The following is a 13255-nucleotide window of genomic DNA, read 5'->3' on the forward strand; positions in this document are numbered from 1 at the left end:
ACAAAGAAATAACGCTCGCAGAAATGAAATCATCCCTGCGTGGACCTTTGTTTCAAGCAACTCGCGTCGCCTTAAAACTTTGCTATCTCGTCAGAGGAGCCACGGGAAGCGTCCGTTCAACGGAGCTGTTGGCTCGTGCCGTCGATCAGAACCTTTTGGGGATCTTGATCTGACCCGAACTAGTGCGGAGCTCCTGAGAGCCTGCCTGCGTCCGGTGAGGGTTTGGAGTCCGCCTGGACTCACGTCCGGCGGGGCTGCGGATATGACGATTACCGGACGGCTTGTCAACACCCTGGATGCGAGAAAGAAGGTCTTCCCTTTCTGCCCCTACCGGAGCCCTCGATTATCGCAGAAGCGAGGCCCGAGATCAGCGAGAACGCTTCTGGCGCGGAGAGCGGAGGTTACGCGCCATATAGAAGCCGCTTGCAAATCCCACGGTCGCAGCCAGAAGCGCCTTGGGAGGGAGGGCGAGCGCAGCGCGCTTGACGGCGTGTTCCAGGCGCGATTCCGGCTGATCCGGCCGCTCCGGGTCCGCGATGCGGAGGCCGACGACAGCCTCCTCAACCGGGTTGACAGACCGGACGGGAAGAGGACGGAGAGATCTGCCGTGGGATTTTACCAGGGCCTCGACGGCATTCACGAGCGAACCGCTGATGGTGATTGCCCCCCTCACGTCTTCGATTCCGACATCGAGATGCTCGGCCAGCAGGTCGTTGCGCATGCGTTGAATGGCATCCCGTGTCGCACGGTCGGGCTCCGCGGCTTCGATAGCGAGGTCGCATTCGGAATCGAAGCCCATGGAGCGGTTGTTGATGTTCGACGATCCGACCCGCATGAGCCGGTCGTCCACAATCAGAATTTTGGCATGGACGTAGATCGGCTGCCCCGCCTCGTTCACCGGATAAAAGATCCGAAACCGGCCGTGCCGATCTGCGCGCAAGACCCGCTCGAGACATACGTCCCGGGCCACGCCCATTGTCTCCTGCTCGAGCCATCCCTCCGTAGAGCGTGGATTGACCACCACTATCTCGGGGCCGTTCGCTTCCTCGAGGCGATCGGCAAGCGCGTCACAGATGAGAGCGGATGCGAAATACTGGCTCTCCAGGTAGATGGACCGCGTCGCAGAGCGGATCGCCTCCAGGTACAGGCTTTCGACCTCCCGGATTTCAGGGCGGCCACCATAGGCCGGCATCGTTCGTGCGATGCCCACCTCCACATTGCGGAGTTGGGGCCTCAGCCCCTCAGGCCAGAGAGGCTCGACCCGCTCGACGGCGGGGAGTCGCTCGCCTGTCGCAAAGCGCCAGCGCTGACGCGCCAAGTCGCCCAGCGCTCGCGCGGCCGGCCCATCGACAGCTGCAGTGGCATCGTGCCATGGGCCATAGCGGGAGCTATCGGGCCTCCTACGGCAAGTGTCCTTGGGCAGATGCCCCCGCGTGTCCCACCGGTCCGTGGTCATGTCGATACCGCCGCAGAAGGCAAGCGCATCATCAATGACGACAATTTTCTGGTGATGCGCCGAGGTCCAGGGGTGGGTGCTGTCAAAGCGCAGATGTGTCCTGCCGCGGGTCATGATGTCGAGCGCCATGAGCGGCAGCACCTGACGGCTTAGAGTGTAGACGACGGCCATGTCCCATTTCAGGATGAAGATCTCGAGGTCCGGGCGCTGCCGGATGAGTTTCTTCATGAATTGTCCCAGCTGACTGTCTTCCTTATCCGCATCGTCTGCAGGCGTGAGGTCGATCCGCAGGTCGAAGTCCCATCCGATCAGCAGGATGGAGCGGCGTGCCTTCAGCATGGCATCCTTGGCATAGGAGAAGTAATCCGCAGCATCCACTATAAGGGCAAAGCGGTCCGCCCGCTCCATGCGCCAGCATGTCTCTCCTGGGCGCAGGACACCACGTGGCGGGGATGCCCCTGTCCCAGCCGGATGCTCGATGCCCAGACTTGTTTCGATGCAGGATCTCAATTGCAGTATCTCTATCCCTTCGTGTTCGTAAGGCTCATGGCTGGAGCCTTAGACGGCTTCACCGAGATTGAACGGCTCCGTCATCGTCCTGCACCCGCTTCACTTCATCGGATCGCAACCATCAATTCGCAAACAGAGCACTGCCTCCGCAGGTTCCAGATAGCGAAGCAATAAGGCCCCTACCCTTCTGCCCACCGCCAAAGTGGGTTCTGCACACGCAACATCATTCGGCGGATCCGGCGACACTGTAGCTAACCCTCTTCGCGCCAGACGCTGCTGAACTTACGCCTTGAAGCTCTAGGTTAAGGGCGGACCACCTCAAGAAGCTTCTGGAAGGGGAAATGGGCATGTCCAACTTTCTCGGCATCGATATCGGCACGTCCGCCATCAAAGCCCTCATCGTCGATGAGCGGCAGATTGTCTTCGCCGAAGCGGATGTTCCTCTTGAAGTCTCGCGCCCGCGCGAGCTCTGGTCCGAGCAGGATCCCGAGGCTTGGTGGCAGGCGGTTCAAGCCGCCATCGAGCACTTGCGGACCCACGCACCGTCCGCTCTGGCCGATGTCCAGGGGATCGGCTTGTCGGGACAGATGCACGGCGCCGTGCTGCTCGACGATCAGGATCGCCCCCTTCGCCCGGCCATTCTCTGGAATGATGGCCGCTCCTTCCAGGAGGCGGATGAACTCAAGGTCAGGCATCCCGGCCTATCACGGATGATGGGCGTCATCCCCATGCCCGGCTTTACGGCCCCCAAACTCCTGTGGCTCGCCCGGCATGAACCGGAGACATTCCGGGCCGTCCGGAAGGTGCTGCTGCCGAAGGACTATATCCGGCTGAAGCTGACCGGCTCGCGCACGACCGATATGTCCGACGCCGCCGGCACCTGGTGGCTCGACGAGGCGGCGCGGGCATGGTCGGACGAGGCTCTTGCCGCAACGGGGCTGGAGCGGTCCCAGATGCCCGATCTCGTCGAGGGCTCCTCCCCTTCCGGCGTGCTGCGTCCGGAGATCGCCCGGCAATGGGGAATGCGCAGCAATGTCGTCGTGGCCGGCGGGGCCGGAGATGCGGCAGCGGGCGCGGTCGGACTCGGGGCCGTCGACAATGGATCGGCCTTCATCTCCCTTGGAACCTCCGGACAGCTCTTTGTAACCACCCGGGAGTTCAGCCCGGCGCCCGAGGCCCTGGTCCATTCCTTCTGCCACGCGGTTCCCGATCGCTGGTTCCAGATGGCAGCCATGCTGAACGCTGCGAGCTGCCTCGCCTGGGCGGCCGGGCTCCTCAAGGCCGATATCGCCGAACTTCTGCGCCAGACCGAGGCGGAATACAGAAAGCCGTCCAGCCTGCTCTTCCTTCCCTACCTTGCCGGGGAGCGCACGCCCCATAACGACCCCTACGCCCGCGGCGTGTTCTTTGGGCTCTCGCCGGAGACACGGCAGACCGATCTGGTGCAGGCAGTCCTGGAAGGTGTCGCCTTCAGTTTCGCGGATGCGAAGGCTTGCCTTGCGCAGGCCGGGACGAAACTCGATGGCGCAGGCCTGATCGGAGGCGGATCGCGCAGCCGATTCTGGACGCAGATCCTCGCAAACGTCCTCAACATTCCGCTCCTGCGCTACGAGGGGAGCGAGAAAGGACCGGCCTTCGGGGCAGCGCGGCTGGCGCGGCTCGCGGTGACAGGGGAGCCCATCGAGACCGTCTGCACTGCACCCGCCGTGATCGAGACCGTCGAGCCACAACCCAGCCTCGTGGAAGCCTATGCTCCCCGTGTCGAAGCCTTCCGAAACCTGTACGAAGCCCTGAAGCCGGAATTTCGCGGCGCTTCGGGAAAGGGCAATTGACGCAACGGCATACGCTCCTAGTTCTTCCTCATCCTGAACCAAGAAGCCGCTCCGATCCGCAATCGGGCACATCAGGGAGGATTTCGTGTCGTTGGGCTCTGCCATGGGGAGACTGGGTTCGGATCCCACCATCTTCGGACTGTGGGAGAGACGCCCGTGACGGAGGCGGCTCCCATTCTCGAGATGCGCGGCATTTCGAAAACCTTTCCTGGCGTCAAGGCGCTCACGGACGTGGCGCTGACGGTCTATCCGGGCAAGATTCATGCGCTCATGGGCGAGAACGGTGCCGGCAAGTCCACCCTGATGAAGATTCTGTCCGGCGCCTATCAGGCGGATCCGGGCGGCGAGATCCGCATCAACGGCCGGCCCGTCCATATCGACGGGCCCCTCACGGCGCGGCATCACGGCATCTCGATCATCTATCAGGAGCTTTCCCTTGCACCGAACCTGACGGTGGCTGAGAACGTGCTTCTCGGGCGCGAGCACAAGACCGGCCCGATGGTGGATCGCCGCTCGATGGCGGATGCCTGCCGCTCCGTCCTCGACAGGCTGGGCGTAGCCTTCACTCCCACGACGCTCGTCAGCGAATTGTCCATGGCCGAGCGGCAGCTTGTCGAGATCGCCCGAGCGCTCATCGCGAATTCCCGCATCCTCGTCATGGACGAGCCGACCACCTCCCTCTCCTCACGCGAGACGGAGGCGCTCTTCGCGCTCGTGCGCCAGCTTCGGTCCGAAGGGCTGGCCATCATCTACATCAGCCACCGCATGGCCGAGGTCTACGAATTGGCCGACCGGGTCTCGGTGCTCCGCGACGGCTCCTATGTCGGAACGCTCGTGCGGGACGAGATCTCCGCGGAGCGGCTGGTGCAGATGATGGTCGGGCGCGACCTGTCATCGTTCTACAAGAAGGAGCACAACGCCCACGAGAGCCGCGGCCCCGTGATCCTCTCCGTCCGAAATATCGGCGATGGAAAGCGCGTGCATGACTGCTCCTTCGAGTTGCACGAAGGCGAAGTCCTCGGCATTGCGGGCCTCGTCGGCGCCGGCAGGACGGAGCTCGCCCGTCTCATCTATGGAGCCGACCGCCGCACCAGCGGCGAGACCGTCCTCGATGGCAAGCCGCTTTCCATCAACCGCCCCGAGGACGCGATCCGCTCCGGCGTGGTCTACCTCACCGAGGACCGCAAGCATCTGGGTCTCTTCCTTGACCTGTCGGTGCGCGAGAACGTGAGCATCAGCGTGCTGGGACGCGATGCCCGCGCGGGTGGCGTCCTGAACCTGAAGGCCGCCAAGGAGCGCGCCGCCAGCGCCATCCAGGCGCTCGGGATCCGGGTTGCGGGCGATACCGTGCCCGTGGGCAGCCTTTCCGGCGGCAATCAGCAGAAGGTCCTGCTCTCGCGCCTGCTCGAGACCCAGCCGCGGGTCCTGATCCTCGACGAGCCGACCCGCGGCGTCGATATCGGCGCGAAATCGGAGATCTACCGCCTGATCGACGACCTCGCCCGCAATGGCGTCGGCGTCATCGTCATTTCGAGCGAGCTTCCTGAGGTCGTCGGCATCTGCGACCGGGTGCTCGTCATGCGCGAAGGGAGGATCGCGGGCGAAGTCGGCGGCGGGCCCGATCATCCGCCGATCACGCAGGAGAACATCGTAGCCATTGCGACAGGTGTGAGGAAGACAGCCGCATGACCCCTCCGAACGATACGAGTACATCGATACAGGGAACGGGCCCGGGAGGCGCGAAGACCGGCAACCAGAGCAGTCAGCGCCGCCTCGCATGGCGATCCACCCTGCAGGCAGTCGGCATGCTGCCGGTGCTGATCATCCTTGCGATCGTCTTCGAGCTTATGTCCGGCCGGTTCATGAGCTTCCAGAATCTCTCCATCGTCGCGCAGCAGGCTGCGATCAATATCGTGCTGGCTGCTGGCATGACCTTCGTGATTCTGACCGGCGGCATCGACCTTTCCGTCGGCTCGATCCTGGCCGCCTCCGCCATGGTCGCCATTCTCGGCTCCCTGATCCCCGAATGGGGCATGGTCGGCATACCGGCCGCCCTGCTGATGGGCCTGGCGCTCGGTTTTGTGAACGGCGCCCTCATCGCCTTCGCGCGATTACCGCCCTTCATCGTCACCTTGGGATCGCTGACGGCGGTGCGCGGCCTCGCACGCCTTCTCGGCGGCGACACGACCCAGTTCAACCCGCAGCTGCCTTTCGCCTTTATCGGGAACGGAACCCTGTTCGGCGTACCCTGGCTGGTCTGGATCGCCTTCGCGGTCGTGGTGATCTCATGGTTCATCCTGCGCCGCACCGTGCTCGGCGTTCACATCTATGCCGTGGGCGGCAACCCGGATGCAGCGCGCCTGACAGGCATCAAGGTCTGGGCGGTGCTGCTCTTCGTCTACTGCTTCTCCGGCCTCGCAGCCGGGCTCGGCGGGGTGATGTCGGCAGCCCGCCTCTATGCCGCCAACGGCCTGCAGCTCGGGCAATCTTATGAGCTCGACGCGATTGCCGCCGTCATTCTCGGCGGCACGAGCTTCGTCGGCGGCATCGGCTCGATCTGGGGCACGCTTATCGGCGCCCTGATCATCGCCATTCTGTCGAACGGCCTGATCCTCGTCGGCGTGTCCGACATCTGGCAGTTCATCATCAAGGGGCTCGTGATCATCGGTGCCGTAGCGCTCGACCGCTACCGGCTCAGGGGGTCCGCACGCACCTGAGCGGAATACCAGCGCCCGCACCCGGGCGCTTGTATGCGCGGCTTTCGGAAGCTGGACCAGATTCCTGAAGCCGCTTGTCACAAGATACCAGGAGGAAGCAATGGTACTCTCTCGACTGACACTGAGCCTGGCCGTCATCGCCGGACTGGCAACCTCTGCCTATGCGCAGGAAAAGAAGCTCGAGAATGTCGGCATTTCCGTCGGCTCGCTCGGTAATCCCTTCTTCGTCGCGACCATCAAGGGCATCACGGACAGGGCGAAGGAGATCAATTCGGGCGTGAACATCACCTCCGTCTCGTCGGATTATGACCTCAACAAGCAGTTCACGCAGATCGACAACTTCATCGCCGCTGGCGCCGACGTCATCATGCTGAACGCGGTCGATCCGGTCGCCATTGCTCCCTCCGTCAAGCGTGCGCAGGATGCCGGCATCGTCGTCGCCGCCTTCGACGTCGCGGCAACGGGTGCGGACGTGACGGTCATGACCGACAACGTCAAGGCCGGTGAGCTCTCGTGCCAGTACATTGCCGATCAGCTGAAGGGCAAAGGCGACGTCATCATCGTGAACGGGCCGCAGGTATCTTCGATCATCGATCGCGTGAAGGGCTGCAAGCAGGTCTTCTCGAAGCACCCGGATATCAACATCCTGTCCGACAACCAGGACGCCAAGGGCTCCCGTGAAGGCGGCTTCGCCGTCGGCCAGAGCCTCCTGACCCGCTTCCCGAAAGTGGATGCGATCTTCGCCGTCAACGACCCGACCGCGATCGGCGTCAACCTGGCCGCGAAGCAGCTCAACCGCAACGAGTTCATCATCACGGGCGTCGACGGCGCTCCGGATATCGAGCAGGAGCTGAAGTCGGGCAGTTCGCTGATCAAAGCCTCCGCCTCTCAGGATCCGTACACCATGGCGGGCCAGTCGCTCGAACTGGCTGCCGGAGTTCTCAAGGGAGAGCAGCCTGCGCAGAAGGTTGTCCTGCTCGAGCCGAAGCTGATCACGGCCGAGAATGTCGATGAGTACAAGGGCTGGACGGCAGCGCGCTGACCTCCCGCGATCCGGCGGCCACGGCTCCTGTCGTGGCCGCCTTTTCATAAGAGCAGGCCGTTTCGATCCGAGGAGGAGTCCCATGCTGAGGCAGCTGCGGGAGCAGGTTCTGGAAGCCAATCTGGAAGTGGTTCGCCGCGGGCTTGTCCTTTACACCTTCGGGAACGTCAGCGGCATCAGCCGCGAGGATGGGCTCGTCGTCATCAAGCCGAGCGGTGTGCCCTATGAGCGCATGAGGGCGGACGACCTTGTGGTCACGGACCTCGACGGAAAGACCGTCTGGGGCGAGCTTCGTCCTTCCTCCGATCTTGCGACGCATCTCCATCTCTACAGGTCTTTTCCGCAGATCGGTGGGATCGTGCACACGCATTCCGAGCATGCCACGGCCTGGGCGCAGGCCGGGCGCCCGATCCCTGCTCTCGGCACGACCCATGCCGATTACTTCTACGGCCCCGTCCCGGTCACGCGCGAGCTGACTGCGGAAGAAATCGGCGGCGACTACGTTCACGCGACCGGTGTCGCCATCGTCGAGACCTTCGGCAACCGCGATCCCATGGAAGTCCCGGCGGCTCTCGTGGCTGGGCATGCCCCGTTCTGCTGGGGAAAGACGCCGGACGACGCCGTTCATAACGCGGTTGTGCTCGAAGCCGTTGCCCGTATGGCAATGTACACGCTTTCGCTGGAGCCCAACGCGAAAGGCGTGTCCCAGGCGCTCCTGGACAGGCACTATTTCCGAAAGCACGGCTCGACAGCGACCTATGGTCAATCCAACAAATAACATTTGCATTCCGCTCTGGAGACCGAGATGGCCGTTGTAGCCGGTGTCGATTTTGGAACCCTCAGCGTGCGCGTCACCCTTGTCGATGACCGCAAGGGTCCTCTTGGGCTTGCCACCGCGGAGTACCCGCTCCACCGCAGACGGGACGATCCCGATCACGCCACCCAGTCCCATGCCGATCACATGGATGCGCTGGCGCGCGCCATGCGCGGCGCCCTGGCATCCGCGGGCGTGAAGAGGGACGATGTTGCTGCCCTTGCCATCGACACCACCGGCTCCAGCGTCGTCATGGTCGGCGAAGGCTTTGAGCCCCTTGGCGAGTACTATCTCTGGTGCGACCACCGCGCGAAAGCCGAAGCGGAAGAGATCACGCGGCTGGCACACCAGGAGGGCCTTGAGGCGATCCAGTGGTGCGGCGGCGTCTATTCACACGAATGGGGCTTCTCGAAGCTGCTCCACTGGCTGCGGCACAATCCAAACAGGCGCGACCGGCTGGTGACCGCGATGGAGCACTGCGACATGGTCGCGGCCACTCTGACAGGCGCAACCCGTCTCGATCAGCTGAAGCGCAGCGTCTGCGCCATGGGCCACAAGTGGATGTGGAACCCACGCTGGGGCGGACTTCCTTCGCAGGAGTTTCTCTCCAAGGTCGACCTGCTCTTCGACGGGATCCAAGACAAGCTTGCGGGCGAGTACAGGACGTCCGATACGATTGCCGGACACCTCGCGCCGGAATGGGCCGAACGTCTGGGCCTCAAGGCCGGCATTCCGATCCCGGTCGGCGCCTTCGATGCCCACTGGGACGCCATCGGGGCAGGCTGCCGCGTCGGCGATGTGGTGAATGTCGTCGGCACCTCGACCTGCATCATTGCGATGGCAGAGCAAACCAGCCTGATTCCGGGTGTCTGCGGGGTCGTGCCGGGCAGCGTCGACCCAAGCCTCGTCGGAATCGAAGCCGGTCTTTCGGCGACAGGCGACATCTTCGAGGCGATTGCGCGTCGCGCCAATACCAATGTCCGGGAGTTGTCGAAAGGACTTGAGCAGTATCGCGCCGGCCAGACAGGCCTCCTGCGCCTGACCTGGGACAACGGAGACCGGACCGTTCTCGTGAAGGCGGATCTCGGTGGCGTCACGCTGGGCTGGAATCTCCTGCACACGGCGCAGGACGAGCTCTTCGCCGCCATCGAGGGCACGGCCTTCCACACCCGCATCATCCTGGAGCGCATGGCGGAGGGAGGCGTCCCGGTCGAGCGGGTGATCAATGCGGGCGGCATCCCGCAGCACAATGCCGTCTTGAACCAGGTCTATGCCAATGTGCTCGGGCGACCCGTCCTCGTTCCGAATGGGATTCCGACCGGCCTCGGCTCCAGCATCTTCGCGAGTTTGGCGGCGGGCTCCTACCAAAGCCTGGAAGAGGCTCAGCGGACCATCTGCCTCCCCTTCCGGACCTTCGAACCGGATCCTGCCGCCCATGCCGTTTACGAGCAGCTCTTCCGGCATTACAGAGCGCTGTATTTCGGCTTCGGCGGCGTCAGCGGGCCCGTTGCGCTGGGCGACATCCTGCGTGATCTCAAGCGCATCGCCGCGCTGCCCTCGCAGCCTGCTCCTGCCGATCCCGTTCCGGCCTGAGGCGAGACGACCATGTGGAATGCGAAGACGAGCACAGCCATCGTTTATCCCTCAGGGAAGACCCTGCCATGATCCTCGTCTGTGGCGAAGCTCTGATCGATCTCTTCGTCGGAGCCCCCTCCCCGGCAGGGCTTTCGGCGGAAGCCATTGCGGGCGGCTCGCCTTTCAATGTCGCCCTCGCCATCGGCCGGCTCGGCCGCCCGGCAGGATTTCTCTCGACGCTCTCGGAGGATGCCTTCGGCGCTTTCCTCGCCAGCCGCCTTGCCGAGGGGGGCGTCAGTTCCGAATACCTGCAGCGCAGCCCGAAGCGGACCACGTTGAGCATCATCGCCACAAACGCAGCGGGGCAGCCGCAATACTCCTTTTATGCGGAGGAGAGCGCGGACCGGGTGCTGAGTCCTGAAGCGCTCCCCGCGCAACTGCCTGCGGAAGTGAACGCCATCGCAGCCGGCTCCTATTCGCTCGGTGTCGAGCCGGTCGCCAGTGCCATCGAGGCCCTGCTCCGCCGCGAGGCCGGCTCGCGTGTCATCTCTCTCGATCCGAACGTCAGGCCGCGCGTGGTCGGCGACCTGACCGCCTACCGGGACCGTTTCGAGCGCCTGCTTGCCCATGCCGACGTCGTGAAGGCGAGCGACGAGGATATCGAGCTGCTCTACGGAACACGTGATCTCGTTTCCGCCGCGCACGCATGGCTTCGCCTTGGCCCCAGTCTCGTCATTGTCACACGCGGCGAGAAGGGGCCCCTGGCGGCATTCCACGACACCGTCCTGGAGCGTCCGGCCCCTCGGATCACGGTCGTGGACACGGTCGGAGCCGGGGATACCTTTCATGCAGGACTGCTTTCGTGGCTCGATGCGAAGGGCCTTCTCACCCCTGAGCACATCGCGAGCCTCAGTGAGGCTCAGGTGGCGGAGGCGCTCAACTTCGCCGCCGCCGCCGCTGCCATCGTCTGCACGAGACGTGGCGCGAACTCGCCCTCGTGGGACGAGGTCGTGGAGTTCATGTCGGTGGGAGCCTGAGCGAGATGGAGTTGAAACGATGACGACCACCCAGCCCGTCCTCCCTCCCCTTGGCTCCCCCTGGCGGACCAGGCCGTTCCACCGGCATTGGCTGGCCGAGCAGGCGAACAACCTGTTCGGTCTTTTCCAGAACCGGATCATCAATCCGGAAGGCGGGTTCTTCGAACTCGGCACTGCCGGTGAGCGCATCGACACCGGCAATCCCGTCCGCCAGATCCACAACACCACGCGCATGGTGCATTGCTTCGCCATCGGCACGCTGCTGGGCAGGCCTGGATGCGATGCGATCGTGGACCACGGCATGGAATACCTCTGGAACGGGCACCGGGACAGCCAGCACGGCGGCTACGTCTGGTCTCTGAATAATGACGGGCCGAAGGACGATACCAAGCAGGCCTACGGGCATGCTTTCGTCCTGCTGGCCGCCTCGAGCGCCAAGGTGGTCGGACATCCCCTCGCGGATCGCCTCCTGGAGGACATCACGCAGATCCTGGAAGAACGCTTCTGGGAAGAGCAGCACGGTGCCGTGGCCGAGGAATTCGCCCGGGACTGGTCGCCCCTGAGCGAGTATCGCGGCCAGAACTCCAACATGCACCTGACGGAGTCGCTGATGGCCGCCTTCGAGGCGACCGGCGACAGGTCCTATCTCGACAAGGCCGAACGCATCGCCGACCTCATCATCGGCCGCCACGCTGCCGCACTCCGCTATAGGGTGGCGGAGCATTTCAATGCGGATTGGTCGCTCGACCGTGACTACCGCGGCTATGACGTGTTCCGTCCCTATGGCACGACACCGGGCCACTGGCTCGAATGGGCACGGCTCCTGGTCCAACTCTGGACGCTCGGCGGCAAGCGGCACGACTGGATGCCGGAAGCCTCCCGCGAATTGTTCAGGCAATCCATCGAGCTCGGCTGGGACGAGGAGAATGGCGGCTTCTTCTATGCTCTCGATTGGGACGACGAACCCAGGCTGCCGCAGAAGCTCTGGTGGCCCTGCGCGGAAGCCATCGGCGCGGCGGCTTTCCTGAACGAACACTGCCCGAGCGAATTCCACGAGGCTTGGTATCGTACACTCTGGGGCTTTGCCGACCGTCATCTGATCGACCACGAACACGGGGGATGGCATCCAGAGTTGTCCGAGGACCTGAAGCCCGCCAGCACGCTGTTCACGGGCAAGCCCGATCTCTACCACGTCCTTCAGGGCTGCCTCATTCCTCTCTTCCCCGCAACGGGAAGCCTGACCCGCGTCATCCCGCAGGAGACAGGGAGCTAGTTCGGAGAAGGCCGCTGAAGTCAGGAGACTTCCAGCGAATCTCTCGTCGGCATGCCGGCCTGCGCCCCTGCGGTCAGGCAGGCCTGGGATGCCGCAAGACAGGCCCGCTGCAGGGCCTTGCCAATCTCAAGTCCCTCGGCAAAGCCATTGGCAAACACGCCGACGAAAGTGTCTCCCGCACCGGTCGTATCCACCGGCGTGATCGGCGGAGCGGAGGCGTGCACTCGAGAACCGTCCGGCCCAATTGCGATGGCGCCGCGCGCTCCTGCCGTGACGATGCAGGTCGGACCATAGGTTCTTGCCAGGAGCGCCGCAGCTTCGAGATAGTCGTCTCCGACCTGCTCCCCGGCAATGGCGGCGGCGGATACAGACTCGTGCTCGTTGACGATGAGAAAGTCGGTCGCCGAGAGCAGGTCGGCGATGTCCGCCTGCCGAAGGTCGGTCGGAACCGGCGCGAAGTTCCAGATGACCGGCACCCCGTTCCGCTTGGCCTGTCGGGCGACTTCCAGGCTCTCTGTAACGGGCACCTCCATCTGCAGGACGAGAGCCTGGGCCTCCGACAGGAAGTCTGCCAGTACATCTCCGGCACGAAGTCCCATATTCGCGCCGCTGGCCACAGTGATGGCATTCTCCCCCGCTTCATCGACCGTGATGAAGGCGCAGCCTGTCGGCTCGTCGGCGATCCTGACCGCCCCGGCATCGACTCCGTTCTCCCGGAGATTGTCGAGGCAGGCCGTCCCGAAAGCATCGTCGCCGACGGCTCCGATCATGGCAACGGTGACCGGACCGCCCCGGCTGATCCGGGCGGAGGCCACCGCCTGGTTCGCTCCCTTGCCGCCGAAGAAGCTGTCGGCCTGACGCGAGAGAACCGTCTCCCCTGGTCGGGCGATGCTCCGCACCCGCGCAACGAGATCCATGTTGATCGATCCGAACACGACGATCATGCGGTCCTGCCTCAAGCCTCTGACAGACCGAGCATATAGAGTATCCGCCCGAACC

At 64.0% G+C, this 13255-nt stretch carries 10 protein-coding genes; 8 read left to right on the forward strand and 2 right to left on the reverse strand.

Annotated features, from left to right (window positions below):
* Positions 1 to 367: 367 nt before the first annotated feature.
* Positions 368 to 1864 (reverse strand): phospholipase D-like domain-containing protein, encoded by a 1497-nt coding sequence (locus LG661_RS12565; RefSeq protein WP_230532246.1) that lies wholly within the window; start codon positions 1862 to 1864, stop codon positions 368 to 370.
* A gap of 449 nt (positions 1865 to 2313) precedes the next feature.
* On the opposite strand from LG661_RS12565, the gene xylB reads away from it, so the two are divergent.
* The 8 genes from xylB (at position 2314) to LG661_RS12605 (ending at position 12256) form a co-directional block, all read left to right on the forward strand.
* Positions 2314 to 3798, forward strand: coding sequence for a xylulokinase (gene xylB / locus LG661_RS12570; RefSeq protein ID WP_230532247.1), 1485 nt, complete (start codon positions 2314 to 2316; stop codon positions 3796 to 3798).
* Positions 3799 to 3981: 183 nt separating this feature from the next.
* Positions 3982 to 5487, forward strand: a complete 1506-nt coding sequence (locus LG661_RS12575; protein WP_230532306.1) for a sugar ABC transporter ATP-binding protein — start codon at positions 3982 to 3984, stop codon at positions 5485 to 5487.
* Complete coding sequence (locus LG661_RS12580) at positions 5484 to 6515, forward strand: ABC transporter permease subunit (RefSeq protein WP_230532248.1); 1032 nt, start codon at positions 5484 to 5486, stop codon at positions 6513 to 6515. Before LG661_RS12575 ends, LG661_RS12580 begins: the two co-directional genes overlap by 4 nt.
* 100 nt (positions 6516 to 6615) lie before the next feature.
* A complete protein-coding gene (locus LG661_RS12585) occupies positions 6616 to 7557 on the forward strand; it encodes an ABC transporter substrate-binding protein (protein ID WP_230532249.1) in 942 nt (313 codons plus the stop codon).
* A gap of 82 nt (positions 7558 to 7639) precedes the next feature.
* Positions 7640 to 8335, forward strand: a complete 696-nt coding sequence (locus LG661_RS12590; protein WP_322098864.1) for an L-ribulose-5-phosphate 4-epimerase — start codon at positions 7640 to 7642, stop codon at positions 8333 to 8335.
* A 27-nt stretch (positions 8336 to 8362) separates the two neighbouring features.
* Positions 8363 to 9964 carry a ribulokinase gene (locus LG661_RS12595; protein WP_230532250.1) on the forward strand — a complete coding sequence of 534 codons (1602 nt, stop codon included), beginning with the start codon at positions 8363 to 8365 and terminating at the stop codon, positions 9962 to 9964.
* A gap of 68 nt (positions 9965 to 10032) precedes the next feature.
* Complete coding sequence (locus LG661_RS12600) at positions 10033 to 10983, forward strand: carbohydrate kinase family protein (protein ID WP_230532251.1); 951 nt, start codon at positions 10033 to 10035, stop codon at positions 10981 to 10983.
* A 19-nt stretch (positions 10984 to 11002) separates the two neighbouring features.
* Entirely contained in the window at positions 11003 to 12256 is a 1254-nt protein-coding gene (locus LG661_RS12605; protein ID WP_230532252.1) for an AGE family epimerase/isomerase, read from the forward strand.
* A 20-nt stretch (positions 12257 to 12276) separates the two neighbouring features.
* Here LG661_RS12605 and LG661_RS12610 read toward each other — a convergent pair whose 3' ends face one another.
* Entirely contained in the window at positions 12277 to 13200 is a 924-nt protein-coding gene (locus LG661_RS12610; RefSeq protein ID WP_230532253.1) for a ribokinase, read from the reverse strand.
* Between the last annotated feature and the right edge of the window lie 55 nt (positions 13201 to 13255).

Origin of the sequence: Microvirga roseola (assembly GCF_020866965.1) — a bacterium.
GTDB classification, from domain to species: Bacteria; Pseudomonadota; Alphaproteobacteria; order Rhizobiales; family Beijerinckiaceae; genus Microvirga; species Microvirga roseola.

Excerpts from the sequence above, each read along its gene's own strand:
- LG661_RS12565 (WP_230532246.1), bottom strand. The coding sequence starts at position 1,864 with ATGGAGCGGGCGGACCGCTTTGCCCTTATAGTGGATGCTGCGGATTAC.
- xylB (WP_230532247.1), top strand. The coding sequence starts at position 2,314 with ATGTCCAACTTTCTCGGCATCGATATCGGCACGTCCGCCATCAAAGCC.
- LG661_RS12575 (WP_230532306.1), top strand. The coding sequence starts at position 3,982 with ATGCGCGGCATTTCGAAAACCTTTCCTGGCGTCAAGGCGCTCACGGAC.
- LG661_RS12580 (WP_230532248.1), top strand. The coding sequence starts at position 5,484 with ATGACCCCTCCGAACGATACGAGTACATCGATACAGGGAACGGGCCCG.
- LG661_RS12585 (WP_230532249.1), top strand. The coding sequence starts at position 6,616 with ATGGTACTCTCTCGACTGACACTGAGCCTGGCCGTCATCGCCGGACTG.
- LG661_RS12590 (WP_322098864.1), top strand. The coding sequence starts at position 7,640 with ATGCTGAGGCAGCTGCGGGAGCAGGTTCTGGAAGCCAATCTGGAAGTG.
- LG661_RS12595 (WP_230532250.1), top strand. The coding sequence starts at position 8,363 with ATGGCCGTTGTAGCCGGTGTCGATTTTGGAACCCTCAGCGTGCGCGTC.
- LG661_RS12600 (WP_230532251.1), top strand. The coding sequence starts at position 10,033 with ATGATCCTCGTCTGTGGCGAAGCTCTGATCGATCTCTTCGTCGGAGCC.
- LG661_RS12605 (WP_230532252.1), top strand. The coding sequence starts at position 11,003 with ATGACGACCACCCAGCCCGTCCTCCCTCCCCTTGGCTCCCCCTGGCGG.
- LG661_RS12610 (WP_230532253.1), bottom strand. The coding sequence starts at position 13,200 with ATGATCGTCGTGTTCGGATCGATCAACATGGATCTCGTTGCGCGGGTG.